Origin of the sequence: Citrobacter sp. Cb041, assembly GCF_030336655.1 — a bacterium.
In the GTDB taxonomy this organism is placed as follows: Bacteria; Pseudomonadota; Gammaproteobacteria; order Enterobacterales; family Enterobacteriaceae; genus Citrobacter; species Citrobacter braakii.
This window is the reverse complement of the sequence record NZ_JAOWDD010000028.1, coordinates 518,709-542,223: the sequence shown is the minus strand read 5'-3', so window position 1 is coordinate 542,223 and position 23,515 is coordinate 518,709. Positions and strand designations below refer to the sequence as shown.

Below are 23,515 nucleotides of genomic sequence, written 5' to 3'. Positions count from 1 at the left end.
CATGGAAGCGCGAGCCAATAATGACAGACACCGCCAGCGTCAGCAGAAACTGAAAGAACAGGTTGATACCCGCGTGGCGGCGGCAACGGAGAAGAAAGGGATCCTGATTGTCTTCACCGGCAACGGTAAAGGAAAATCCACCGCAGCCTTTGGTACGGCAACGCGCGCGGTTGGTCACGGAAAAACCGTTGGCATCGCGCAGTTTATTAAAGGCCAGTGGGATAATGGCGAGTACAACACGCTGCAACCGCTCGGTGTCGAATTTCATATTATGGGCACCGGATTTACCTGGGAAACCCAAAATCGGCAAGCGGATATCGAGGCAGCAACGGTAGTCTGGCAGGAAAGTAAGCGCATGCTGGCTGATCCGCAGTACGATCTGGTGGTGTTGGATGAGCTTACTTACATGCTGGCTTACCACTATCTGGACACCCAGGAGGTTATCAGCGCCATCGAAAATCGCCCTGCGGAACAAAGCGTCATCGTGACCGGGCGCGGATGCCATGCGCTGTTACTGGAACTGGCCGATACGGTCAGTGAAATTCGCCCGGTCAAGCACGCGTTTGACCGCGGGATTCAGGCACAGATTGGAATCGACTGGTAGCCGTTCTTTTGCCGGATAACGATGCTAACGCGTCTTATCCGGCCTACCAATCGTTGTAGGCCTGATAAAGCGCAAACCACCATCAGGCAGCCGACACCACGGACTTACTGAGCAACCAGTTACGAAATGTCTGTAAATGCGCAGACTCCGATTTCTCTTCACGCCACGTCATAATGAAACGGTTTCCGGTGCGCATTGGAACATCGCAAGGAATGACCATATCACCATTATCCAGATCGTGCTGAATGGCAAAACGAGGAAGCAGCGCAACCCCCAGATTAGAACGGACCGCCGCAATCAACATCGACAACAGATCAAATCTCGGGCCTTTATTTACCAGCGGACTGCTGACGTTGGACAGCGCAAACCATTCCTGCCAGCCTTTGATTCGCGTACTCTGGTGCAACAGCGGGTATTCGTTCAGCAGTTCGTGGACTGACAGTTTCCGTTCCGGTTCAGCCAGCAGACAGCGGCTGCATACTGGCAGAATTTCCTCTTCAAACAGGTACTCAACCTCTGACCACGGTGAGTAGAAATCTTCGCGCATAATTGCCGCATCATACTCACGATTAAGAAAATCACCGATATTCGCCAGCGAATGGATGTTCACAATAATATCAGGATTGAGTTTGTTAAACTCGCGCAGGTTGGGGATCAACCAATGCGTACTGAACGTCGGATTTACCGCCAGCTCAATAACCTGTACGGTCGGTTGCCAGGTCATTATTGTGGTCGTATCGCGCTCGAGTTTATTTAACGTTTCTTTAACGATACTTAAATAGTGTTTGCCGGCCGCATTTAAAAAAATGCGTTTTTTGGCATGATTAAATAGCGCGGTATTAAGAAAATCCTCCAGTGCATTCACCTGGCGGAAAACAGCACTTTGTGTTAACGCCAACTCTTCAGCTGCCCTGGTATAACTTTCGTGACGCGCAACCACTTCAAAAGTTACCAGCAACTCCGTCTTGGGTATTTTTCCTCTCATAACCTCTTCCATATGCAGCGTACAAAAATAGTTTAATTTATAAAAAATAATTCAAGGCACCCAGATAAGCACCGAGAGTTATATTTTATTTTCTCCATTGATGTCATTGATCCAATCCATGATTTGCTCACACTGATGGCGGATAAATATTAACCAATAATACTCAAGCACAACAATAAACACAATTTAAATAAGGTTAAACTTAAGTAAATAGTGCCAATAAGTTCTTAATAATTTTTCAAGTCTTCTTGTTTATTGCAGAAAAAACTTTGCGAGATTAATCAATATTATCCACGCGCTAATCCTGGATAATTTCACGTTATAACTTACGGGCAAACGACTGCTTTTAATCATTTATTGATGTCGTTTGTGCCATTTTTTGACAGACGTGATAAAGGACACATTGTGAAAACTTTCGGAAAGGTCTGGCTCGTTGGAGCAGGTCCTGGTGATATTTCATTACTGACCCTCAAAGCAATGATCTGCATTAAACAGGCCGACGTCATTATTTACGATCGGCTGGTCAATCCTAAAATTTTAGAATGGGCATTACCTGACTGCCTGCTTATCAATGTCGGCAAAAATCCAGGATTCCATTGCGTTCCCCAGGATGAAATCAACGCACTGCTGGTCCAGTATGCCCAAACACACCACAACATTGTGCGCCTCAAAGGTGGCGATCCGTATGTATTTGGCCGTGGGGCTGAAGAAGTTGAGGATCTGGTTGAAATGGGCATCCCTTTTGAAGTTGTACCGGGTATTAGTTCTACGATTGGCGGCCTGACCTATGCCGGTATCCCGGTGACGCATCGCGATTTTGCCTCCGGCTTTCACGTGGTGACTGGCCACACGCGGGAAGGCAATCAGCAGCAGGACTGGCGTCAACTGGCGAAACTTAATGGCACGTTGGTCATCGTCATGGGTATCGCCAATCTGGCGTTTATCTGTGAAGAGTTGTTGATGGGCGGGAAATCAGCAGACACGCCCGCCGCACTAATTATGTCCGCGACCCGAGAAAATCAACGCCGCCTGACCTGCACGCTCGGTTCATTATTGAGCAAGGCGCAGGAAGCGAATATTGTTCCACCGGCGCTGATTGTAATCGGAGATGTGGTGACCCTGAGCGATCGACTCTCTTTTATACCTGAAGCCATCACGCTGCCAGACAATCTTTACTGCGAAAGTCTGGCGTGACGAAAAGACTGGGGCGACGTTTGATGCGCCGCCCGGAAAACGCGGCAAAAGTAACTGGTTTGCGCGTATTGCAATTTCCTGGCAATACTGTCTATGGAATGAACCGGATCGTGTAATAACTCCCCTGCTTTTTGCATTTTTTTCTGACTCACCCAGGTTTTAAAATTAACACCCTGGCGTTTCTTGAAAAACCGGCTGAAATAGTTCGCGCTTAAGCACACATGAGCCGCGACAGATTCCAAAGACAATTCACCATACAAATTCTCGTCAATATAACGCAGCGCCGCCATAAGTTTTTTCTCGTGACGTGAAGGCTCAGTGAAATAATGATGAGCGTAACGGGTTGCCGGAACAACAATCTTCTCAGAGATCAATTGTTCTTTCTCAAAATTATCAACAATAAAACTTAACAAATTTGCTGACGCCACCAGTACATTATTATCCACCATCGCAGACTGGCCCCACTCAGCTTTAATTTCGGGGTTATTAATCCATGAGTTTTTGTTATCAATAGCGATAGTTTTATATTCCTGATACTTTACCCGCACCTGCCCGCAGATAATAAAACCGTAAAGGTTTCCCTCATGAATTAATGGCATCGAGAACAGGCTTAGCCCTGCATGACAGGTGAGTATTCTGGGTTTAAGCTGTTTTAATGCCTCAAAAGCACAGTACTTGTCGCACTTTTGGCAACCTGCTCGATAGCGCTCATCCGCACGCATTAATGTGCAAAACGAATTAAAATTATGACATTCAGACAACGCTATACCGTTAATATCAACGACGACTGTGGCTAACCCAGTGGCTCGGGAGAAGAGTTCTGCGATAGAGAAAAAACGGTGTAAATAGTCATCCTGGATTTTCAGCGGCACGTTATCCTCCGGCATTAACAATATTAAGGCCGCTAATATGCAAAAATTAGCCTCAGGAAAGAATGATGCTTACCGCAAAAAATAATCTCATTTGTGCAGATGATTATGATCAATTGGCAAGAAAATTATAGCGACCACGATAATACTCTGCAGCACACCGCGACTTCGCTTTCTCAAAGATTAACGAATCTTCACACTCTCTTGTGAGACTCTTTTCGCAACACTCAACACCTAACTTCATTATTTTCAATAAATTACCCGTTTTTAATCTGAATTGATGATGTGCTTATTTGTGATAATCATCATGTGAATGTGAAAGGCCCTCCTGAATAATATGTTCAATTAGCAAACAATCTGAACGGAGTTGATCCATGGCCGTCACCACAGGCGTTATCGCCGACGATTTTACCGGCGCAACGGACATTGCAAGCTTTATGGCGCAGCAGGGGTGGCGCGTCGCGCTTCTGCCCGGTATGCCCGATACCGCGCAATGCTGGAATGAAGAGGTTGACGCTATCGTCATCTCGCTGAAAAGCCGCTCATTACCCGCAGAACAGGCCGTCGCCCAATCCCTGTCCTGTGCCCGCTGGCTGAAACAAAATGCAGGTGTCCGCCAGATTTATTTTAAATATTGTTCGACGTTTGACTCCACGCCAACAGGCAATATTGGCCCGGTCAGCGATGCATTGATGAACGACCTGCAGGTTCCGCTGATCGTCCACTGCCCTGCTCTGCCGCAAAACGGACGCACGGTGGTGCATGGTCATCTTTTTGTACACGGCATACTGCTTAACGAATCCGGGATGGAAAAGCATCCGCTCAATCCAATGAACGATGCCAGCCTGCCGCGTCTGCTGAGCGCGCAAACGCCAGGCGCGGTTGGTTGCATCAACCTCACGACCCTGCGTCAAGGTGTGGAAGCGGTCACTTACGCCCTGGCCCAACTTCAGGCTGAAGGTACGCGTCACGTTATCGTCGATACGCTGGATGAAGCAGATCTCAACACGCTGGCGCAAGCTCTCCATGCCAGCCCTCTGTTAGCCGGAGGCTCCGGGCTCGGCGGCGCGCTGGCCGCCTGCACCGGAGGCCAGCAATCCATGCCGCCGGACTCTTTTCCACTGCCTGCCAAAACGGTGGTGTTCTCCGGTAGCTGTTCGGCAATGAGCAATCGTCAGGTTAATCGCTACAAGGCCGCGGCAGCGTCTCATTTGCTTGATGTGTCCCGCTGCCTGTCTGATGCCGAACGCTACACCGATGAACTGAGCGCCTGGGCGATGACGCATATCAGCGACCCATTAGCGCCATTGATATACGCCACCCAGCCGCCAGACGTACTCAAACGTATTCAACAGGAGCACGGCGAACAGGCCGCCAGCCAGGCAATCGAACACGCTTTTGCCCGGCTGAGTTCAAAGCTACGAACTGCGGGTGTAAACACCTTTATCGTCGCGGGCGGAGAAACCTCCGGCACCGTTGTGGAAGCCTTGCAGGTGAAGCGTCTGTCCGTCGGCAAAGCCATTGCGCCAGGCGTACCGTGGGTATTTTCCTCCGGTCTGGCGCTGGCGCTGAAGTCAGGCAACTTTGGTGACGACGATTTCTTTTTTACTGCCCAGGAGTACGCATTATGAATTCGGTGAGTGAACACCAACTGCGCGAACTACTCGTCCACTATGGCCGTTCCCTGTTTATGCGCGGTTACAGCAGCGGCGGTTCCGGCAATCTTAGCGTCAAAATGCCGGATGGCGGCTATCTGGTGACCCCGACCAACTCTTGTCTGGGCGAGCTTGATCCTGCCACGCTAAGTCGGCTGGATGCCAACGGCGTTCATCTTAGCGGCGACAAACCCTCAAAAGAGGTGCCCATGCATCTGGCGTGGTATCGACATCGGCCATCCTGCGGCGCGGTCGTGCACCTGCATTCTCCATGGCTGACCGCGCTCTCCTGCCTGCCGTGCACCACGCCGAAAAACTGCCTGCCGCCGTTAACACCGTACTATGTGATGCGTGTCGGGCAGTTACCGCTGCTGCCCTATTTCAAGCCTGGCCATGAAGGCATTGCCAGCGCACTGAGTGAAATCGCGGCAGACCATACGGCCGCGCTGCTGGCCAATCACGGGCCGGTAGTAAGCGGTCGCTCGCTGCGTGAGGCGGTGTTTAACGCCGAAGAACTGGAAGACAGCGCCCGCATCTGGCTGACGTTAAAACCGCTTGGCTATGTTCCGCTCTCAGAAGAAGCGGTGGCCGAACTTGAACATTCCCGGCAAGCGTGAGGTGACATAATGATCCCCGAGCAACGACGTGATTTTATCTACCGCTACGTGCACGAAAAAAATGCCGCCTCATTTAATGAACTGGCAGATTTGATGAGCGTGTCGCATATGACCGTGCGTCGCGACATCCAGTTGCTGGAAGAAGAAGGCAAAGTTATTGCCATTAACGGCGGAGTGAAGCTCAATAACCTGCTGAAATCCGAGCTGCCATGGCGGGAAAAAGCCGAGTTGAATCATGACGTGAAACGTAAAATGGGCCAGCTCGCCGCCATGCTCATTGAGCCCGGACAAACGCTGTATCTGGATGCCGGAACGTCGTTGTTTGAAGTGGCGAAAGCGGTCGCCGCCAGCCACTGTTTCAATCTGACGGTAGTAACCAACGATTTTTCCATCAGCCACTATCTGATGGATATGCCGCACATAACGCTCTATCACACCGGTGGTCTGGTGGATCAGCGTAACCGCTCATGCCTTGGAAAAAGCGCCGCCAGTTTTCTGCGCACCATTAATATTGACGTGGCGTTTCTGAGCTCCTCATCGTGGGATACCGAACGCGGCATGTCGACGCCGAGCGAAGGGAAAGCTTCGGTTAAAGAAGCGGTACTCACCGTTTCCCGGCGTCGGGTGCTGGTCTGCGACAGCAGTAAGTTTGGCAAATACGGCATGTTCCATATCTGTGGGCTGGAACAGTTAACCGACATTATTTCTGATAACCGGTTACCGGAAAACGCCCAGCAAACTCTTGCCAGCCAGGGCGTTAAGCTGCATCTGGTTGATAACCGGGAGGGTGCGCGCCATGCTGAAGTTAGCGGCTAACCTCGACTGGTTGTTTACAGATTTACCGATAGCGGCGCGATTTGCGGCGGCGCAGGCGGCTGGTTTTCGCGGCGTTGAAGGGCTATTTCTCTGGCAGCACCCGCTGGCGCATTTGCACGCTGCACAGCGGGAAACATCCCTGCCGGTGGTGCTGATGAACGCACCGGCGGGTAACTGGGCACAAGGTGAGCGGGGACTAGCCGCACAGCCCGGTCGAGACCAGGAATTTCACCATAGCCTGAACGTGGCGCGTGATTACGCCACGGCGCTGGGCTGTCGTCGGGTTCACGTTATGGCCGGTTCGCGCTGCGACGATCTGACGCTTCACGCTCAGCGCACTCTCCTGGCCAACCGGCTGCGTATCGCCTGCGATATGATGGCTGAAGCGGAAATCGATGTGCTGATTGAACCGTTAAATTCGCAGGATATGCCCGGTTATTTTATTGACAGCTTTCCGTTGGCCGAATCTATTATTCAAGAGGTTGGCAAAAAAAATATCGGTTTACAGTTTGATATTTACCACTGTCAGAAAATTCATGGCAATGTGGCAAAAAATATTGAACGCTACTTCACCTTAATTAAACATTTTCAAATTGCTTCTGTCCCCTATCGCCATGAACCGGGAACAGGTGAATTAAATGAAACATGGCTATTCGATTTTATTAGAAAAATGAATTACCAGGGCTGGATTGGCTGTGAATATCAACCATCAACATCAGGGCCCGACTCATTAAACTGGATAACGCCTTACCTATAATTTAAATATCTCTGTACCGGAGGGAAATATGTCGGATACTGTTATTATTTCGCTGGCACCCGTTGCCGCGGATTGCCCCAGAGTTATACCCGCAGAACTGGCGCAGGAAATACTCGCCAGCGTAGAGCATGGCGCGTCCATCGTGCATTTACACGTTCGCGATAAACAGGGTCGCCTGACGCCGGATACCACCGATTTTCAGGCGACCATTGATAGCGTCATGCGCCATTCAGACCTGATTATTCAGGCATCTACCGGCGGCGTCTCTTCAATGTCCATCGCCGAACGCTGCGCGCCACTCTCCTGCCCCGGCGTAGAGATGGCTTCGCTGAACGTCGGTTCCGTCAACCTCGGAGATGCGGTGTACTTTAATCCCGGTCCGGACGTGGAATATTGCTCCCGGCAAATAGTCGAGCGCAATATTATTCCCGAGTTTGAAGTTTTTGAAATTGGCATGATTAATAACATCCTGAACCTTGAAGATAAAATAAAATTCCAAAAACCCATGCTCTTTAATATCGTCCTCGGCCATCGCGGCAGTACGCCAGCAACCATTGACGCTTTAATTGCTCTGCGTAGCATGATCCCGCGCGATGCCTTATGGGGTATTACTCATTTTGGCAGAAAGAATTTCGATATTATTGCCGCCGCCGTCGGCATGGGAGCCAGTGAAGTACGAATCGGCTTTGAGGATAGCTATTATTTAAGCGCTGAAGAAAAAGCACAGCATAATTACCAGCAGGTTGCCAAACTCGCCACGCTCATTCGCAGCATGGATAAAAAAGTCGCCACGCCAGAAATTGCGCGGCACATGTTATCTATTCCATCCCGGCAGCAATAACAACAGCAAGGACATTTCAACATGACTATGACCACTGTTATTCACAAAACCGGACTCGGTATCAGCGTTGCGGGCGCGGCGCTGGCGATTATCGGTGCGCTAATCCAGTCCGCGGCGCTCTGGCAGCCCGGGCTGGTGATGTTCACCGCCGGATTCGCCGCCGGTGCAGGCTACTGGCCGGGTCTACGCAGCTATCAATTTACGCTATGGATCATCGCCGGATTTGTCGCCGCCATGACCTGGTCTACGGATCTGATCGTCTGGGGCGGTTTCAATATCACCCATAAATGGATCGTGTTCCTCGTCATTCAGGCCACCATGTTTAGCATGGGCACTAAGCTAACGATCCAGGATTTTATTGACGTCGCCAAAATGCCGTGGGCGGTGTTTATTGGCACCTTCTGCCACTTCGTCATCATGCCTCTGCTCGGCCTGAGCATTACGCTTATCTTTAACTTTCCGCCTGAGGTGGCGGTCGGGATTCTGCTGATTGGCGCCTGCCCAAGCGGACTCTCCTCTACCGTCATGGTCTATATCGCGAACGCCAACCTGGCGCTGGCGGTCTCGATCGCCGCAGTCTCAACGCTGGCGGCGACGGTGATGACGCCGCTGTGGGTTAATCTGCTGGCGGGGTCGATGATCGATATCCAGCTCACCGCAATGGTAATGGATGTGGTGAAAATCGTATTGATCCCCATCGGCGCGGCAATTCTGCATGACTATCTGAAAACCTATGCGGGCGTGCGCGGACGCCGTGTCGTCCAGATGCTGGCCGGGATCGGCGCTCTTTGGCTGCTGTATATGATTGCTGGCGGCTGGGACGCGCTGTTTGGTCACGCCAGCGCCGACGCGCAAATGTACGCGGTGGTGCTCAACTTCGTGGCAGGCGGTCTCGTCTGGGCATTGTTCTACAACTGGCTGTATGGCCGCGTGGCGGGCGTGAAGAAAATCATGCCGACCATCTCAATGATGGGGATCATTTTCTTTACGACCACCGCAGCCGCAGCCGGGCGCGAGAACCTGGTGCAGGTCGGCTTCCTGCTCTGCTTCGCCATGTTGATGCATAACCTCGGCGGCTTCCTGATTGGCTATCTGATGAGCCGCTGGATCTTCCGCATGGACGTACAGTCTGCCCGCACCGTAGCCTTTGAAGTCGGCCTGCAAAACGGCGGCATGGCGTCCGGGCTTGCCGCAGCGATGGGCAAACTGGCAACGGTTGGCCTGGCCTCGGCGGTGATGACTCCACTTGGCAACGTCAGCGGCTCGCTGCTCGCGAACTACTGGCGCAAGAAAGACGCCAGACAGGCGCAGGCCGCCGCAGCCAAAGATCCCGTTCAACCCGCTTGCGAAAATCTGTCAAAAGGATAATCACGATGACAACTCTCACTCTGGGGCATGCCCTGCGCGCCGTGGCCTCTGCGCTCGACCTCGCCGAAACATGTTACGCAAAACGCCCGTTAAGCGTGGCCGTATGCGATGCCAATGGCGAACTACTCAGCTTTGCGCGGATGGATAACGCCAAACTGTTAACCATCGAGTTAACCCAGCGCAAAGCACGCACCAGTAGCCGCCTGGGCTGTACCACACAGGCATTTTTACAGCGACTGCAGAAAGAGCAACTGGATATTGGTTATTTTGCCGACCCGCTGTTTACGGCGCTGCCGGGCGGGATCCCGATTCTGCACCAAGGAAAATGCCTTGGGGCCGTCGCGGTAGGCGGTTTATCCGCGCAGGAAGATCATGATGCGGCGCTGGCCGTCGCGGAAACGTTACTTAAGGAGATTGCCCAATGAAAAAGGTCGCCATGCTGCATACCAGTGCCGCCACGCTTACGATGATGCAACAACTGATTACCGACATCATGCCGGATGTGGAAGTCATGCACCTGGTGGAAGAATCCATGATCAAGCAGGTAATGAAGGCCCAGGGCGTGACGCCCAATATTGCCGCCCGCATCGCCGACTATGTGCATATTGCCGAAAAGGCGGACTGCGATATCTTTATTACCGCCTGCTCCTCAATTGGTACTGCGGTGGAGCAATGCCAGTTTATGACCCCACTGCAGCTCGCGCGCATTGACTGCGCAATGGTGGAAGAGGCGATTGAAAAAGGTGAGCGGATCGCCGTACTGGCGACCGTGGCAACCACGCTGAAGCCAACGCTGGATTACGTACAGCGCAAAGTGCAGCAGAGCGGTAAATCGCGAACCATCACGCCTATATTAATGGAGGAGGCATTCCACGCGCTGCTGGCGGGAGACATGGATACTCATGACCGTATCGTCAGTGAAGGGTTACAGAGCGCCTTTACCCAGGCGGATGTTGTGATGCTGGCGCAAGCCTCGATGGCGCGCGTTTTACAGCAGCTCCCTTCCCCGCCGGTGCCGGTAATGACCTCGCCGGAAAGCGGAATTCGCTGGTTGAAAACACTGGCATCATCCTGATAGCGGCCGGTCAGCGCCAGCATAAGATTGCTGGCGCTGACTCATCACTTCTTTCAGGCCAGTTTCAGACTAAACGTCCGCGACTGCCCTGGCCGAAACACGCCGTTAATTCCCTTCGTATCGCTCTGCTCGCCAGCGGGTATTTCATCCATCCCGGTTTCGCGGCAATGCATTACGCTTTGGCTAAACGACACGGCGGCATCGCAGCTGACGCTGTCAGAGGGATTAAATAAACGCAGGATGATTTCATCTCTGTCCTCTGCTTTTTTTAACGCGCTAAGCTGACAGCCGACCGGTGACATACTCAACAGGCTGTAGCTATCGGGAACAGTAAACGCTGCTTTGTTGAGCTTCATCGCATCCCACGGGATTTTGTTATAACACTGGACAGGCGTCAGCCAGGCACGCGCCTGCTGAGCCAGGCCAACGTTAAGCGGCGTCCCGCTATAACTAAACAGGCAAAAGCGCCCGTGCAGCACGCCGCGCATCTGGGAATCCGGTACCGCCATTTTTATGCCTGACGGCCTGCCGGGACGCAATAAGAGATCCTCTTTTCCGAGTAAGCCGACGCCACGGAGCAGCGTGAGGGCAAACGTTTTTTTCTCCTCACCCACTACCTCAAATTCACGCAATCCTTCGCTAAACACCGCGAGTCCATGACGCCCCTCCTGCAGCGCGGCGTAGTTGAGCAGATTCCAGACCGGCACCGGCGCTTCTTTCCATCCCTCAGCCTGCCAGTTGGCCATCGCTTCATCGTGAACAGGCCGTAGCAGTGAACCAAACTGGGTATCAGCCAACACGTCATTAGTGTGAAATGGCGTGGGGATAAGCACCCGAATTCGGTGATCGTCAGCCTGATTGTCAATGCGAATATCAACCTCAATCCGCCGGCTGTTATGGCTCAGCGTAACACCTATTTCGATGCTAACTTCACCATTGCGCTGACGTGACGCGCGCGCCTCCAGATCCGCCGGAACCGCCATCCGATAGCGAATGATTGCCCGGTCTTGCCATCCCTCGCGGATAATTTCATGCTCAAACGCAACGCCCGCAGACGTGAGGCGCCAATCCTCGCGCGAGGGGGAGTAATCGTACTCATCCCCGTCGTCGGCGCTTTCTTCAATCTCCAGTACGCGTTGATAAACAATCCCTGAGTCCTTATCGCGTAGCTGTAGCGTTCCATCGTCATTGAGATCGATCAGCCAGAACGCGTTCTCCAACAGTGCCTGGGTCGCCGGAGCGGGTATCGCCTGACGGCCAGCAACGTGCGGTTCGATATACAGCGTGCAGTACCCCATCGAAGGTAGAATCTGGTTGAGCTGAATATCAAACTCCATAAACGGCTCGTAGTTGCCGTAATGGACGATTTGCCGGTCGATAAGACCAGGATCAAGCTCGTGCACGCCACGAATAAAATAAGGGATTTCATTTCCTCTGCCATCAAGCAGGCGGAACTGGCTGGCGCGAAGACGTACGGTCGTATTGATCACCGCCTCACGCGGCCAGGGCATCAGGTTGAACATCACCAGCTTGTCTTCTTCACTGTGCGCCATGTTGTCAGTGATTTTACGCAGGTAAAAACGAATCAAATTGTCGGCCATATCTTCGGCCAGCACGAAGCGTGAAACGATTTCACGATGCACTTTATCGCTACAACAACAGCCGATGCTGTCGTGGGCATGATTCTTTAAAATCTCTTTCCACATTTTCTCCAGCAGACCGTGGTGATATTCAAAACCTAAACTCCAGGCCAGCGTGGCGAGCGGTTCCAGCAGGTTAACGATTTTATTCTCAATACGCGCATGGATAATTTTGATATCCATTCGTGTGGAGCCAATCGTACGATGCACGCGCATATATTTACCGTCGATAAACTCGCCGTGCAGGGTAGCCAACGTCTCCCGATGCGCTTCGATATGAGCAAAAACCTCCTCGAAGCGGCTCATGACAAATTTTCGCTGCGGGTAGATTTCACGCAGTTTATCCATCACCGCAAAGATGTTTTGCTGTAACGGCATCTGGTCATGCCCGTTGGGTAATAGGATTTCTTTAGTCACCGAGGCGTTCTCCAGCACCTCGAAGTAGCCGTCAAGTCGCTTCCGCAGCCCGGCCTCATCCTCGGGTAAGTACTTACCAATCGCATAGCCCAGCGGCAACACCTGTGTCGTGACCTGGCTACCGTCAGCGCTTTGCCATAAAAATTCGGTTTTATCGGTGCCATGACGTTCAGAGCACCCACGCCAGAACAGAGCCCGGTTGATACCAAAACCATTATAAATATGCGGCATCTGCCCGGACATCCCAAATGAATCAGGTAGATAACCTATTTTCATCGGTTCGCCAAAGGCCATACAATCGCGGATGCCGTACATCAGATTGCGGACAATTGACTCACCGGAAACGAGGGTCGTATCCGTTTGCGTGTACCAGGGGCCGATAATAAGCTTCCCGGCCTGCACCAGCGCTTTAACCCGCTGCCGGTTTTCAGGTTTCACCGCAAAATAGTCTTCCAGCACCGCCGTTTGACCATCCAGCACGTAATATTTGTACTCTGCATCCTGCTCAAGGCGAGTCAGGATCTCTTCCATATTGTTAACCAGCAAAATACGCGACTCTTCGGTGGTGAAGTACCACTCACGGTCCCAGTGCATATGCGGCGTAATGTGAACGCGAGATACTGCTTTCATCGTCATTTCCTGTTGAGTAAGTGCTTACGGCATCACGCTATCGGTGACGTATTTCCCCTGTTTAACCGCTTGACGACGCCAGAGCAGTAAAATCGCCGTGGAGATAATCGTTCCAATCAGCGCAGCGCCAAACCAGCCCGCGGCGGCCATCACCGCGCTTAGGTCTGCGGGGATAAGTAAAAAGAGCGAGAAAATCCCGGCACCTGGGGTCGAAAGCCCAATCCCCATGGCCCCAACGATGGCTCCGGTCGCCATCGACCCCATCACTAAAGAGCCAATCACCCGAATCGGGTCCTCAATCGCCAGCGGAATCGCGCCTTCGGTAATCCCGGCAAGGCCGAGCAGCCAGGTGGATTTACCGGTCTCAATCTCAAACTGTTTGAACAGGCGTGGCGCCAGCATGGTTGAGGCGGTGACGGTAAAAGCAGAAACCATTTTTACCGAAGCGAAAATGGCGTAGGGACCGAATACGCCGTTGGCCATCGCGCCCAGACAAAAGGCATACGCCGCTTTATTGACCGGACCGCCAAGATCAAACGAACACATAAAGCCCAGGATCATACCGAGCAGTAGCGCGTTGGTGCCTGATAACCCATTTAGCCAGGCCGTCAGCGAGGTATTGATCCAGGCGACAGGCTCGCCAATCACAAACAACATCAGGCTACCCGCGCCCAACGTGCCAATCACCGGATAGAGGTAGAACGTTAAAAAGCCATTGAATTTGCTGCTTAAACGCAGATGCTGTTTCACCCAACGCATGAGATAACCGGCAATCAGGCCACCGGCAACACCGCCAAGAAAACCCGAGCCGATTAAGTTCGCCGCCAGACCCGCCGCAAAGCCTGGAGCCAGCGCTGGTTTATCCGCCAGCGAATACGCGGTATAGGCCGACAGTACCGGAACCATCAGCGTGCCCAGCATCCCGCCGCCGAGTTGGCGATACATCCACAGCCAGGACTTCTCTAAGCTGTACACATCCTGTAGGCCGAAAATCTGTGCAATCAATACCGCCACCGCCAGTACCGTCCCTCCGGCGACGATTAACGGCACGGCAAACGAAATTCCGCTCAGCAGTGCTTGTTTCAGGTCGGTTTTCAGCCCCTTTTTCACCTCTGTCTGTGGCTGAGAAACACGCTGGCTTTGCAGAGGCTCCAGCGCTAACGCCTGTTCAATCAGCGCTTTTGCGTGGCGCAACGGTTCGGCAACCGGAACGGAGATCGCCGGGATACCGTTGAAACGTTCACTTTCTTTAATAGCGACCTCTGCGGCGAAAATGCAGGCGCGCGCATCATTCAGTTGTTGAGCCGTTAAGCGGTCTTCAATGCCATTGGCCCCCTGTTTTTCCACCACCACGTTAACGCCCATTTGCCGACCGGCTTTCTCCAGATACTCAGCCGCCATATAGGTATGCGCAATCCCCGCCGGACATGCGGTAACGCAAACAATCGTTGGCGCATCCGCCGTCGCCACTGCGGCCTGCGGCGGTGTTTCGACCACTAACGCCGCCAGCACCGCTTCGGCGCTGGTCGCCGCCATCACGCGAGCACGCAGACCCTCATCCGCAAGGCAGGTGGTCAGTTCGGTCAGGATTTGGATATGAGTTGAACCGGCTTCATCTGGCGGGATCGCCAGCAAAAAAATAAGTTCAACAGACTCCGGGCCATCAATACCTTCCCAGTCCATCGGTTCACTCAGCGTCGCCACCGCGAAAGCCGCCTCTTTCACGGCCGACGATTTACCGTGCGGTACCGCCAATCCTTCGCCAAGCGCCGTAGGTCCCAGCGATTCGCGGTGAAAAACTTCCGCCAGATAAGCGTCGGCATCGGTGATTTTGCCTAATTCGGTCAGCCGCTGCGTAAGTTGGCGAATGGCATCGTCACGATCGGTAAATCTCGCCTGCACACAGACTGCGCGAGGGTGGGACAGTATTGTCAAATTCATCATGGTCCTCAGAGGATTGTCATTATTATGTGCCGCGATTGTCGCAGACAAAACAATACCTTTACGTGATCAATTTCACTAACGAGACAATATTTGTATTTAATTTGTATTATTTACTATTGATAAAATGTACGCATAATTTGTCTTGAATATCTGACTTTATTGCCGACAAAAGCGAAAAGAGATGAGCAAAAAACCGATGTACCGCCAGATAGCCGACGTTCTGCGCGAACAAGTTGCAAAAGGTGAATTAAAACCAGGTGATGCACTTCCCACAGAATCTACGCTACAGAGCCGTTTCGAGGTCAGCCGCGTGACCATCAGGCAAGCACTCAAGCTGCTGACGGAACAGAATATTATCGAGAGCATTCAGGGCAGCGGTTGGTATGTGAAAGAGGAGCGCGTCAATTACGACATTTATCAGCTCACCAGTTTTTATGAGAAGCTTGCCGACCGTCAGGTTGAAACGCACAGCGAAGTGAAGGTCTTTGAGGTCATTCCAGCAGGAGAGATGCTGGCCGAGTGGCTACAGCTGGCGGCTGAAGATAAAGTCTGGCATGTAAAACGGGTTCGTTTTATTAAGCAGAAAGCCGTTACCCTCGAAGAGACATGGATGCCGCTCGCCCTCTTTCCCGATCTCACCTGGGAGGTGATGGAAAATTCTAAATATCACTATATAGAACAGATCAAAAAGATGGTTATCGATCGCAGCGAGCAGGAACTGATCCCGGTTATTCCGGATGAGGATACTGTAGAAATGCTGGGCATGCCGCAGGGGAAACCGGTGCTGGAGAAAATCTCTCGCGGGTTTCTGCTCGATGGACGCGTTTTTGAATACAGCCGCAACACCTTCAAAAGCGACGATTATAAATTTACGCTGGTGGCAAAACGACGCCATTAAAAAAGGCCATCATCAGATGGCCAACCATGTCGAAACGGGACCAGCCCTTGACTATGCAGAGAGTCAGGGCTGTTTTTTTCTTACTTAATCACTGTTTTCAGCGCTTCGCCGATATCGGCCAGGCTACGAACGGTTTTCACGCCAGCGGCTTCCAGCGCAGCGAATTTCTCATCCGCCGTACCTTTACCACCTGCGATGATCGCACCAGCATGACCCATACGTTTACCTTTCGGCGCAGTCACACCCGCGATGTAACCCACAACCGGCTTGGTCACATGATCTTTAATGTACGCCGCCGCTTCTTCTTCCGCGCTACCGCCGATCTCACCGATCATGACGATCGCTTCGGTCTGCGGATCTTCCTGGAACAGCTTCAGGATATCGATGAAGTTAGAGCCTGGGATCGGGTCGCCGCCGATACCCACACAGGTAGACTGACCAAAACCGTAGTCGGTGGTCTGCTTAACCGCTTCATAGGTCAGCGTACCGGAACGAGAAACGATACCGACTTTACCAGGCTTGTGAATATGGCCCGGCATGATGCCGATTTTACATTCGCCAGGGGTGATAACACCTGGGCAGTTCGGGCCAATCATGCGTACGCCAGCTTCATCCAGCTTCACTTTCACAGTCAGCATATCCAGCGTTGGGATACCTTCGGTGATGGTGATGATAAGCTTGATGCCAGCATCAATAGCTTCCAGGATGGAGTCTTTGCAGAACGGAGCCGGAACGTAGATAACGGTGGCGGTTGCGCCGGTCGCTTCTACTGCTTCACGTACGGTGTTGAACACCGGCAGACCCAGATGCGTGGTGCCGCCTTTGCCCGGCGTAACACCGCCGACCATTTGCGTACCGTAAGCAATCGCTTGTTCAGAGTGGAATGTCCCCTGGCTACCGGTGAAGCCCTGGCAGATAACCTTGGTATCTTTATTAATTAAAACTGACATTATTTCCCCTCCACTGCGGCAACAACCTGCTGAGCTGCATCCGTCAGACTTTTCGCTGCAATAATATTCAGGCCGCTATCAGCCAATTTTTTCGCGCCGAGTTCAGCGTTGTTACCTTCAAGACGTACCACGACCGGAACGTTAACGCCCACTTCTGCTACCGCGCCGATGATACCGTCCGCGATCAGGTCGCAGCGTACGATACCGCCGAAGATGTTAACCAGTACGGCTTTAACATTGTCGTCAGAGAGGATAATTTTGAACGCTTCGGTTACACGCTCTTTGGTCGCACCGCCGCCAACGTCAAGGAAGTTAGCCGGTTCGCCGCCGTGCAGTTTAACGATGTCCATGGTGCCCATTGCCAGGCCCGCGCCGTTAACCATACAACCGATGTTGCCGTCCAGAGCGACGTAGTTCAGTTCCCACTGTGCGGCCTGTGCTTCACGCGGATCTTCCTGAGACTGATCGCGCATTTCACGCAAGTCAGCCTGGCGGAACAGCGCGTTGCCGTCAGCGCCCAGTTTGCCGTCGAGGCAGATCAGATCACCCTGCTTGGTCACCACCAGCGGGTTGATTTCGATCAGCGCCAGATCGCGCTCAAGGAAGATAGTCGCCAGACCCATGAAGATCTTGGTGAACTGCTGAACCTGTTTTCCTTCCAGACCCAGTTTGAACGCCAGTTCACGACCCTGATAAGGCATCGGACCGGCCAGCGGATCGAGCGCTACTTTGTGGATCAGGTGCGGCGTTTCTTCCGCCACTTTTTCAATTTCCACGCCGCCTTCGGTAGAGGCCATGAAGACCACGCGACGGGAACTACGGTCAACAACTGCGCCGAGGTAAAGTTCTTTACCAATGTCGGTCGCTGCTTCAACCAGAATCTGATTTACCGGTTGACCATGGGCGTCTGTCTGGTAAGTGACCAGACGTTTACCCAGCCAGTGTTCAGCAAAAGCGCGAATGTCTTCTTTGCTGTTCACAACCTTCACACCGCCCGCTTTACCACGGCCACCAGCGTGAACCTGACATTTCACTACCCACGGGCCTGCGCCGATTTTAGATGCAGCTTCTTCAGCTTCACGCGGAGTAGTACAGGCATAACCCACCGGTGCCGGTAAGCCATAGCGGGCAAAAAGTTGTTTTGCCTGATATTCATGTAAGTTCATGTGTTCTGTCCATCCTTCAGGTAATCGTTATCTTTTACCCGTAGGCCTGATAAGCCTCCAGACCTACGGGGCAGGTGATACTCTTATTTACTACACGTCCAGCAGCAGACGCGTCGGATCTTCCAGCAACTCTTTAATGGTTACCAGGAAGCCTACTGACTCACGACCATCGATCAAACGGTGGTCATAAGACAGCGCCAGATACATCATCGGCAGGATTTCAACCTTGCCGTCTACGGCCATCGGACGATCTTTGATGGCATGCATACCCAGGATGGCGCTCTGCGGTGGGTTGATGATCGGGGTAGACATCAGGGAACCGAACACGCCACCGTTAGTGATGGTGAAGTTACCGCCCGTCAGATCGTCGACCGTCAGCTTGCCGTCGCGACCTTTAACTGCCAGCTCTTTAATATTTTTCTCGATGTCAGCCATACCCAGCAGATCCACATCACGCAGGACCGGCGTGACCAGGCCACGCGGCGTGGAGACCGCCATGCTGACATCAAAGTAGTTGTGGTACACCACGTCATCACCGTCGATGGACGCGTTCACTTCCGGATAGCGTTTCAGCGCTTCAACAACCGCTTTCACGTAGAAAGACATAAAGCCCAGACGGATACCGTGACGTTTCTCGAACGCGTCACCGTACTGCTTACGCAGATCCATGATTGGCTTCATGTTGACTTCGTTGAACGTGGTCAGCATGGCGGTGGAGTTTTTCGCTTCCAGCAGACGCTCAGCTACGCGTTTGCGTAGACGGGTCATCGGAACACGTTTTTCGCCACGAGCGCCCAGTTGAGCCTGTGGTGCAGGCGCGGCGGCCGGCGCTTTGGCTTCTGCTTTCGCAGCCGGTGCTTTGGCCAGATGCTTTTCAACATCTTCACGCGTGATACGACCACCGACGCCGGTGCCATTGATGGCGCTGGCTTCGAGATTATGCTCACCCAGCAGGCGACGGATCGCCGGGCTCAGGGCATCGTTGTTCTGTTCAGCAAGAGATGCCTGCTGGCGTTGTGCCGGAGTAGAATCTTTCTCTTCAGACTTGGCGCTGGTCTCTTTGCCAGAGCTGTTGCCTTCACGCAGGCGACCGAGGATCTGGCGAGAAGTGACGGTTGTCCCTTCATCTTCCAGAACCGCATCAAGAATACCGTCCGCTGATGCCGGTACTTCCAGTACCACTTTGTCAGTTTCGATTTCTACCAGTACTTCATCACGACGTACTGCATCGCCCGGTTTTTTGTGCCAGGTTGCAACCGTTGCATCCGCTACGGATTCAGGCAGGTCGGGAACAAGAATATCTACGCTACTCATTATTTATCCTTTATTTAATCGACGTTCAGCGCGTCATTAACCAGATCTTGTTGCTGCTTCTGGTGAACGGACATATATCCTACTGCCGGAGAGGCAGAGGCCGGGCGACCTGCATAACGCAGAGCTGACCCAAATGGAATTACTTCACGGAAATGATGCTGGCTGCAGTACCATGCGCCCTGGTTGAGCGGCTCTTCCTGGCACCAGACAAAATCATGTACATGAGCAAACGGTTTCAGCGCTTCCTGCACCGCTTTATGCGGGAACGGATAGAGCTGTTCGATACGCACAATGGCGACATCTTTTTGGTCGTTCTTGCGGCGTTGCTCCAGCAGGTCGTAATAAACCTTACCAGAACACATCACGACACGCTTCACGCCTTTAGGATCAAGTTCATCTACTTCGCCAATGGCTGGCAGGAAGGTGCCATTTGCCAGTTCGTCCAGCGTGGACACCGCCAGCGGATGACGCAGCAGCGACTTCGGTGACATCACTACCAGCGGACGACGCATTCCGCGCAGCGCCTGACGACGCAGCATGTGGTAAACCTGTGCCGGGGTAGACGGGACGCAAACCTGCATGTTTTGCTCAGCGCAAAGTTGCAGATAACGTTCCAGACGCGCGGAGGAGTGCTCCGGGCCCTGACCTTCATAGCCGTGTGGCAGCAGCATAACCAGACCGCACATACGGCCCCATTTCTGCTCGCCGGAAGAGATGAACTGGTCGATAACCACCTGCGCACCGTTGGCGAAGTCACCGAACTGCGCTTCCCAGATAGTCAGGGTGCGCGGTTCTGCCGTGGCATAACCGTACTCGAATGCCAGCACCGCTTCTTCAGACAGCACGGAGTCCCATACGCGGAACGTGCCCTGGCCGTTATGCACATGCTGCAGCGGAGTGTACGTTGAACCATTCGCCTGGTTATGAATCACCGCATGACGGTGGAAGAAGGTTCCGCGGCCAGAGTCTTCACCCGACAGACGTACCGGAATACCTTCATCAACCAGCGTGGCGTAAGCCAGATTCTCTGCGCCACCCCAGTCGAACAGCTTCTCGCCTGCGGCCATGGCCTGACGGTCGCCGTAAATCTTGGCAACACGCGACTGCATTTCCACCGCTTCAGGCACGGTGCTGATGCGTTTTGCCAGCTCCTGCAGACGCTTCATCTCAACTTTGTTCGGGTAGTTTTCATCCCATTCGTGGTTGAGGTACGGCGACCAGGTGAAGGAGTGCATATTCATTGGACGCCACTCTTTCACCACGCATTCGCCTGCGTCCAGCGCGTCACGATACAGATTGACCATTTCGGTCGCATCTTCCAGCGTAGCGACGTTGTCCGCTTCCAGCTTGTCAGCGTAGATTTTGCGCGGGGTCGGATGCTTTTTGATTTTCTGATACATCAGCGGCTGGGTTGCGCTTGGCTCGTCGGCTTCGTTGTGGCCGTGACGGCGGTAGCACACCAGATCGATAAAGACATCGCGTTTAAAGGTATTACGGAAATCCAGTGCCAGACGCGTTACGAAAGCGACCGCTTCCGGGTCATCCGCGTTCACGTGGAAAATCGGCGCCTGAACCATCTTACCGATGTCGGTGCAGTATGGTGTAGAACGTGCATCTAGCGGGTTAGAGGTGGTGAAGCCCACCTGGTTGTTGATAACGATGCGAACGGTACCGCCCACTTCGTAACCACGCGCTTTCGACATGTTCAGGGTTTCCTGAACCACGCCTTGCCCGGTTACTGCCGCATCACCATGAATAGTGATTGGCAGCACTTTATTGCTGCTCGGCTCGTCCAGACGATCCAAGCGTGCACGTACGGAACCGATAACCACCGGGCTAACGATTTCCAGGTGCGACGGGTTAAACGCCAGCGCCAGATGCACCAGACCGCCTTCGGTTTCGATATCTGATGAGAAGCCCATGTGGTACTTCACGTCACCGGTACCGAGGTGTTCTTTATGTTTGCCCGCAAATTCGTCGAATAGATCCTGCGGCTTTTTACCCAGCACGTTAACCAGGACGTTCAGACGACCACGGTGCGCCATACCCAGTACCACTTCACGGGTACCGCTGTTACCGGCGTGGCGGATCATCTCTTTGAGCATTGGGATTAACGCATCACCGCCTTCCAGTGAGAAGCGTTTCGCGCCCGGGAACTTCGCGCCCAGGTAGCGTTCCAGACCTTCCGCTGCGGTCAGTTCGCTGAGGAAGCGTTTCTTCTCTTCACTACTGAACGCAGTACGACCAGACTCGATACGCTGCTGAAGCCAGCGTTTTTCTTCGGTGCTGGTGATGTGCATATACTCGGCGCCAATCGGGCCGCAGTAGGTTTGTTTCAGCGCGACAACCAGGTCGCTCAGCTTCATCGTGTCTTTGCCACCGGCAAAAGAACCCACGTTAAAGCTTTCCTGGAAATCCGCATCGGTCAGATCGTGGAAGGAGGGATCCAGATCGGCCACATTTTCTTGCTGCCACAGTCCCAGCGGATCGAGATTCGCATGCTGATGACCGCGGAAACGATAGGCGTTAATGAGCTGCAGGACTTTAACCTGCTTCACATTGGCATCAGGGTCGGAAATAGAAGAAGAGTAACGTGGGGTAATCAACGCCTGTCGACGGAAATAATCACGTGTTTTTGAGTGGAGTTGATCCGGTTTGACTCCGGTACCAGGTAACTGCTGGAACGTCGAACGCCAGTTAGCATCTACCGAGTCAGGGTCGGTTAAGAAGTCTTCATAGAGCTGTTCTATCCAGCTCTGGTTAGAACCAGAGAGGTAAGAAGAGTCCAACCAGGCTTTCAAAGCGCTGTTCTGCATCGTGATCCCTTAAGCATTTGTATGCTTATTTCGCCGTGGATACTACCACGCACACCGATGTGCGTGCCGGGGTTCACTTGTTGCGGACTGTCGTGTCATCTGCGTCCGCTAAGGAACCTTTAAAAACTGTCTAATAATCGTCGTCGTTCAGGCTGCGATTATTGCTATCAATGTGGCAGTTTTTAGAGGTTTCCCTGCACGGCCGGGGAATCTCTTCCCCGGCAACTACAACTACTTATGCACTACGTTTGAGCAGCATCGACTTAATATGACCGATGGCGCGCGTCGGGTTCAGCCCTTTAGGACATACGCTGACGCAGTTCATGATGCTATGACAGCGGAATACGCTGAAAGCGTCACTTAAACCTTCCAGACGGCTGTCGGTCTCGGTATCGCGGCTATCAATTAAGAAGCGATACGCGGCCAACAGGCCTGCCGGGCCAATAAACTTGTCCGGGTTCCACCAGAATGATGGGCAGGACGTTGAGCAGCATGCACACAAAATACATTCATACAGCCCATCGAGCTTCTCACGCTGCTCTGGCATTTGTAAATGCTCACGAGCCGGAGGATTTTTCCCATTATTCAACAAGTAAGGCTTAATCTTCTCATACTGTGCGTAGAATTGCCCCATGTCTACCACCAAATCGCGCACAACCGGTAAACCTGGCAGCGGGCGAATGACAATTTTCTTGCCCGGCTGATTTAGCGCAGAAATAGGTGTGATACAGGCCAGTCCATTTTTGCCGTTCATGTTCAGACCGTCGGAGCCGCAGACCCCTTCACGGCATGAGCGACGAAACGACAACGACGGATCTTTTTCTTTCAGCTGCATCAACGCATCCAGCAGCATCATGTCGCGCCCTTCTTCCGCCTCCAGGGTGTAATCCTGCATGCGCGGAGCGTCGTCAACATCCGGGTTATAGCGATAAACTGAAAACTCGAGTTTCATTGTCCTG

The 23,515-nt window shown here is 52.9% G+C and carries 20 protein-coding genes; 11 read left to right on the top strand and 9 right to left on the bottom strand.

Going from position 1 to position 23,515, the window contains the following annotated elements; genetic code table 11:
• Position 1 precedes the first annotated feature (1 nt).
• The gene (gene cobO, locus OGV52_RS05060; RefSeq protein WP_016156012.1) at positions 2-604 is read left to right on the top strand and encodes a cob(I)yrinic acid a,c-diamide adenosyltransferase; all 603 of its coding nucleotides are present in this window, start codon (positions 2-4) and stop codon (positions 602-604) included.
• Positions 605-686: 82 nt separating this feature from the next.
• Here cobO and OGV52_RS05055 read toward each other — a convergent pair whose 3' ends face one another.
• Positions 687-1,589 (bottom strand): LysR substrate-binding domain-containing protein, encoded by a 903-nt coding sequence (locus OGV52_RS05055; protein ID WP_047359471.1) that lies wholly within the window; start codon positions 1,587-1,589, stop codon positions 687-689.
• 405 nt (positions 1,590-1,994) lie between these two features.
• Between OGV52_RS05055 and cobA the strand changes: the two genes are divergently transcribed.
• Complete coding sequence (gene cobA, locus OGV52_RS05050) at positions 1,995-2,783, top strand: uroporphyrinogen-III C-methyltransferase (protein WP_131348074.1); 789 nt, start codon at positions 1,995-1,997, stop codon at positions 2,781-2,783.
• Here the strand turns inward: cobA and OGV52_RS05045 are convergent.
• Entirely contained in the window at positions 2,762-3,655 is an 894-nt protein-coding gene (locus OGV52_RS05045; RefSeq protein WP_141874985.1) for a PocR ligand-binding domain-containing protein, read from the bottom strand. The two genes, cobA and OGV52_RS05045, sit on opposite strands and share 22 nt — an antisense overlap.
• Before the next feature lie 371 nt (positions 3,656-4,026).
• Here OGV52_RS05045 and otnK point away from each other — a divergent pair, with 371 nt between their 5' ends.
• From otnK to OGV52_RS05005, 8 genes are read left to right on the top strand one after another with little or no spacing between them, the layout of a single operon-like run.
• Positions 4,027-5,283, top strand: coding sequence for a 3-oxo-tetronate kinase (gene otnK / locus OGV52_RS05040; RefSeq protein WP_287108170.1), 1,257 nt, complete (start codon positions 4,027-4,029; stop codon positions 5,281-5,283).
• Positions 5,280-5,924 (top strand): 3-oxo-tetronate 4-phosphate decarboxylase, encoded by a 645-nt coding sequence (gene otnC / locus OGV52_RS05035; protein ID WP_016152294.1) that lies wholly within the window; start codon positions 5,280-5,282, stop codon positions 5,922-5,924. Before otnK ends, otnC begins: the two co-directional genes overlap by 4 nt.
• A gap of 9 nt (positions 5,925-5,933) precedes the next feature.
• Positions 5,934-6,740, top strand: coding sequence for a DeoR/GlpR family DNA-binding transcription regulator (locus OGV52_RS05030; RefSeq protein ID WP_046274719.1), 807 nt, complete (start codon positions 5,934-5,936; stop codon positions 6,738-6,740).
• Entirely contained in the window at positions 6,721-7,497 is a 777-nt protein-coding gene (locus tag OGV52_RS05025) for a hydroxypyruvate isomerase family protein (RefSeq protein ID WP_216404208.1), read from the top strand. Before OGV52_RS05030 ends, OGV52_RS05025 begins: the two co-directional genes overlap by 20 nt.
• A gap of 28 nt (positions 7,498-7,525) precedes the next feature.
• The gene (locus OGV52_RS05020) at positions 7,526-8,338 is read left to right on the top strand and encodes a beta-keto acid cleavage family enzyme (RefSeq protein ID WP_049269273.1); all 813 of its coding nucleotides are present in this window, start codon (positions 7,526-7,528) and stop codon (positions 8,336-8,338) included.
• Positions 8,339-8,359: 21 nt separating this feature from the next.
• Complete coding sequence (locus OGV52_RS05015; protein WP_049281826.1) at positions 8,360-9,706, top strand: bile acid:sodium symporter family protein; 1,347 nt, start codon at positions 8,360-8,362, stop codon at positions 9,704-9,706.
• Between the two features lie 5 nt (positions 9,707-9,711).
• Entirely contained in the window at positions 9,712-10,131 is a 420-nt protein-coding gene (locus tag OGV52_RS05010) for a GlcG/HbpS family heme-binding protein (RefSeq protein ID WP_016152289.1), read from the top strand.
• Positions 10,128-10,781, top strand: coding sequence for an aspartate/glutamate racemase family protein (locus tag OGV52_RS05005; RefSeq protein WP_019076296.1), 654 nt, complete (start codon positions 10,128-10,130; stop codon positions 10,779-10,781). Before OGV52_RS05010 ends, OGV52_RS05005 begins: the two co-directional genes overlap by 4 nt.
• Positions 10,782-10,834: 53 nt before the next feature.
• Here OGV52_RS05005 and mngB read toward each other — a convergent pair whose 3' ends face one another.
• Together mngB and mngA are read right to left on the bottom strand one after the other, a co-directional pair.
• The gene (gene mngB / locus OGV52_RS05000; RefSeq protein ID WP_287108168.1) at positions 10,835-13,468 is read right to left on the bottom strand and encodes a mannosylglycerate hydrolase; all 2,634 of its coding nucleotides are present in this window, start codon (positions 13,466-13,468) and stop codon (positions 10,835-10,837) included.
• A 24-nt stretch (positions 13,469-13,492) separates the two neighbouring features.
• Positions 13,493-15,409: a PTS 2-O-a-mannosyl-D-glycerate transporter subunit IIABC gene (gene mngA / locus OGV52_RS04995; RefSeq protein WP_049281830.1), complete on the bottom strand. Its 1,917-nt coding sequence runs from the start codon at positions 15,407-15,409 to the stop codon at positions 13,493-13,495.
• Positions 15,410-15,593: 184 nt separating this feature from the next.
• Here mngA and OGV52_RS04990 point away from each other — a divergent pair, with 184 nt between their 5' ends.
• Positions 15,594-16,310: a GntR family transcriptional regulator gene (locus OGV52_RS04990; protein ID WP_019076293.1), complete on the top strand. Its 717-nt coding sequence runs from the start codon at positions 15,594-15,596 to the stop codon at positions 16,308-16,310.
• Between the two features lie 80 nt (positions 16,311-16,390).
• On the opposite strand, the gene sucD is transcribed toward OGV52_RS04990, so the two are convergent.
• The 5 genes from sucD to sdhB all read right to left on the bottom strand — a co-directional run bounded on the left by sucD (position 16,391) and on the right by sdhB (position 23,508).
• Entirely contained in the window at positions 16,391-17,260 is an 870-nt protein-coding gene (gene sucD / locus OGV52_RS04985) for a succinate--CoA ligase subunit alpha (RefSeq protein WP_003022929.1), read from the bottom strand.
• Entirely contained in the window at positions 17,260-18,426 is a 1,167-nt protein-coding gene (gene sucC, locus OGV52_RS04980; protein ID WP_003022927.1) for an ADP-forming succinate--CoA ligase subunit beta, read from the bottom strand. The genes sucD and sucC overlap by 1 nt, the downstream gene beginning before the upstream one ends.
• 90 nt (positions 18,427-18,516) lie before the next feature.
• A complete protein-coding gene (gene odhB / locus OGV52_RS04975) occupies positions 18,517-19,740 on the bottom strand; it encodes a 2-oxoglutarate dehydrogenase complex dihydrolipoyllysine-residue succinyltransferase (RefSeq protein ID WP_016156001.1) in 1,224 nt (407 codons plus the stop codon).
• Between the two features lie 14 nt (positions 19,741-19,754).
• On the bottom strand, positions 19,755-22,556 hold the full coding sequence (gene sucA, locus OGV52_RS04970; protein WP_016152283.1) for a 2-oxoglutarate dehydrogenase E1 component: 2,802 nt from the start codon (positions 22,554-22,556) through the stop codon (positions 19,755-19,757).
• Between the two features lie 235 nt (positions 22,557-22,791).
• Positions 22,792-23,508 carry a succinate dehydrogenase iron-sulfur subunit SdhB gene (gene sdhB / locus OGV52_RS04965; RefSeq protein ID WP_003022921.1) on the bottom strand — a complete coding sequence of 239 codons (717 nt, stop codon included), beginning with the start codon at positions 23,506-23,508 and terminating at the stop codon, positions 22,792-22,794.
• Positions 23,509-23,515 lie beyond the last annotated feature (7 nt).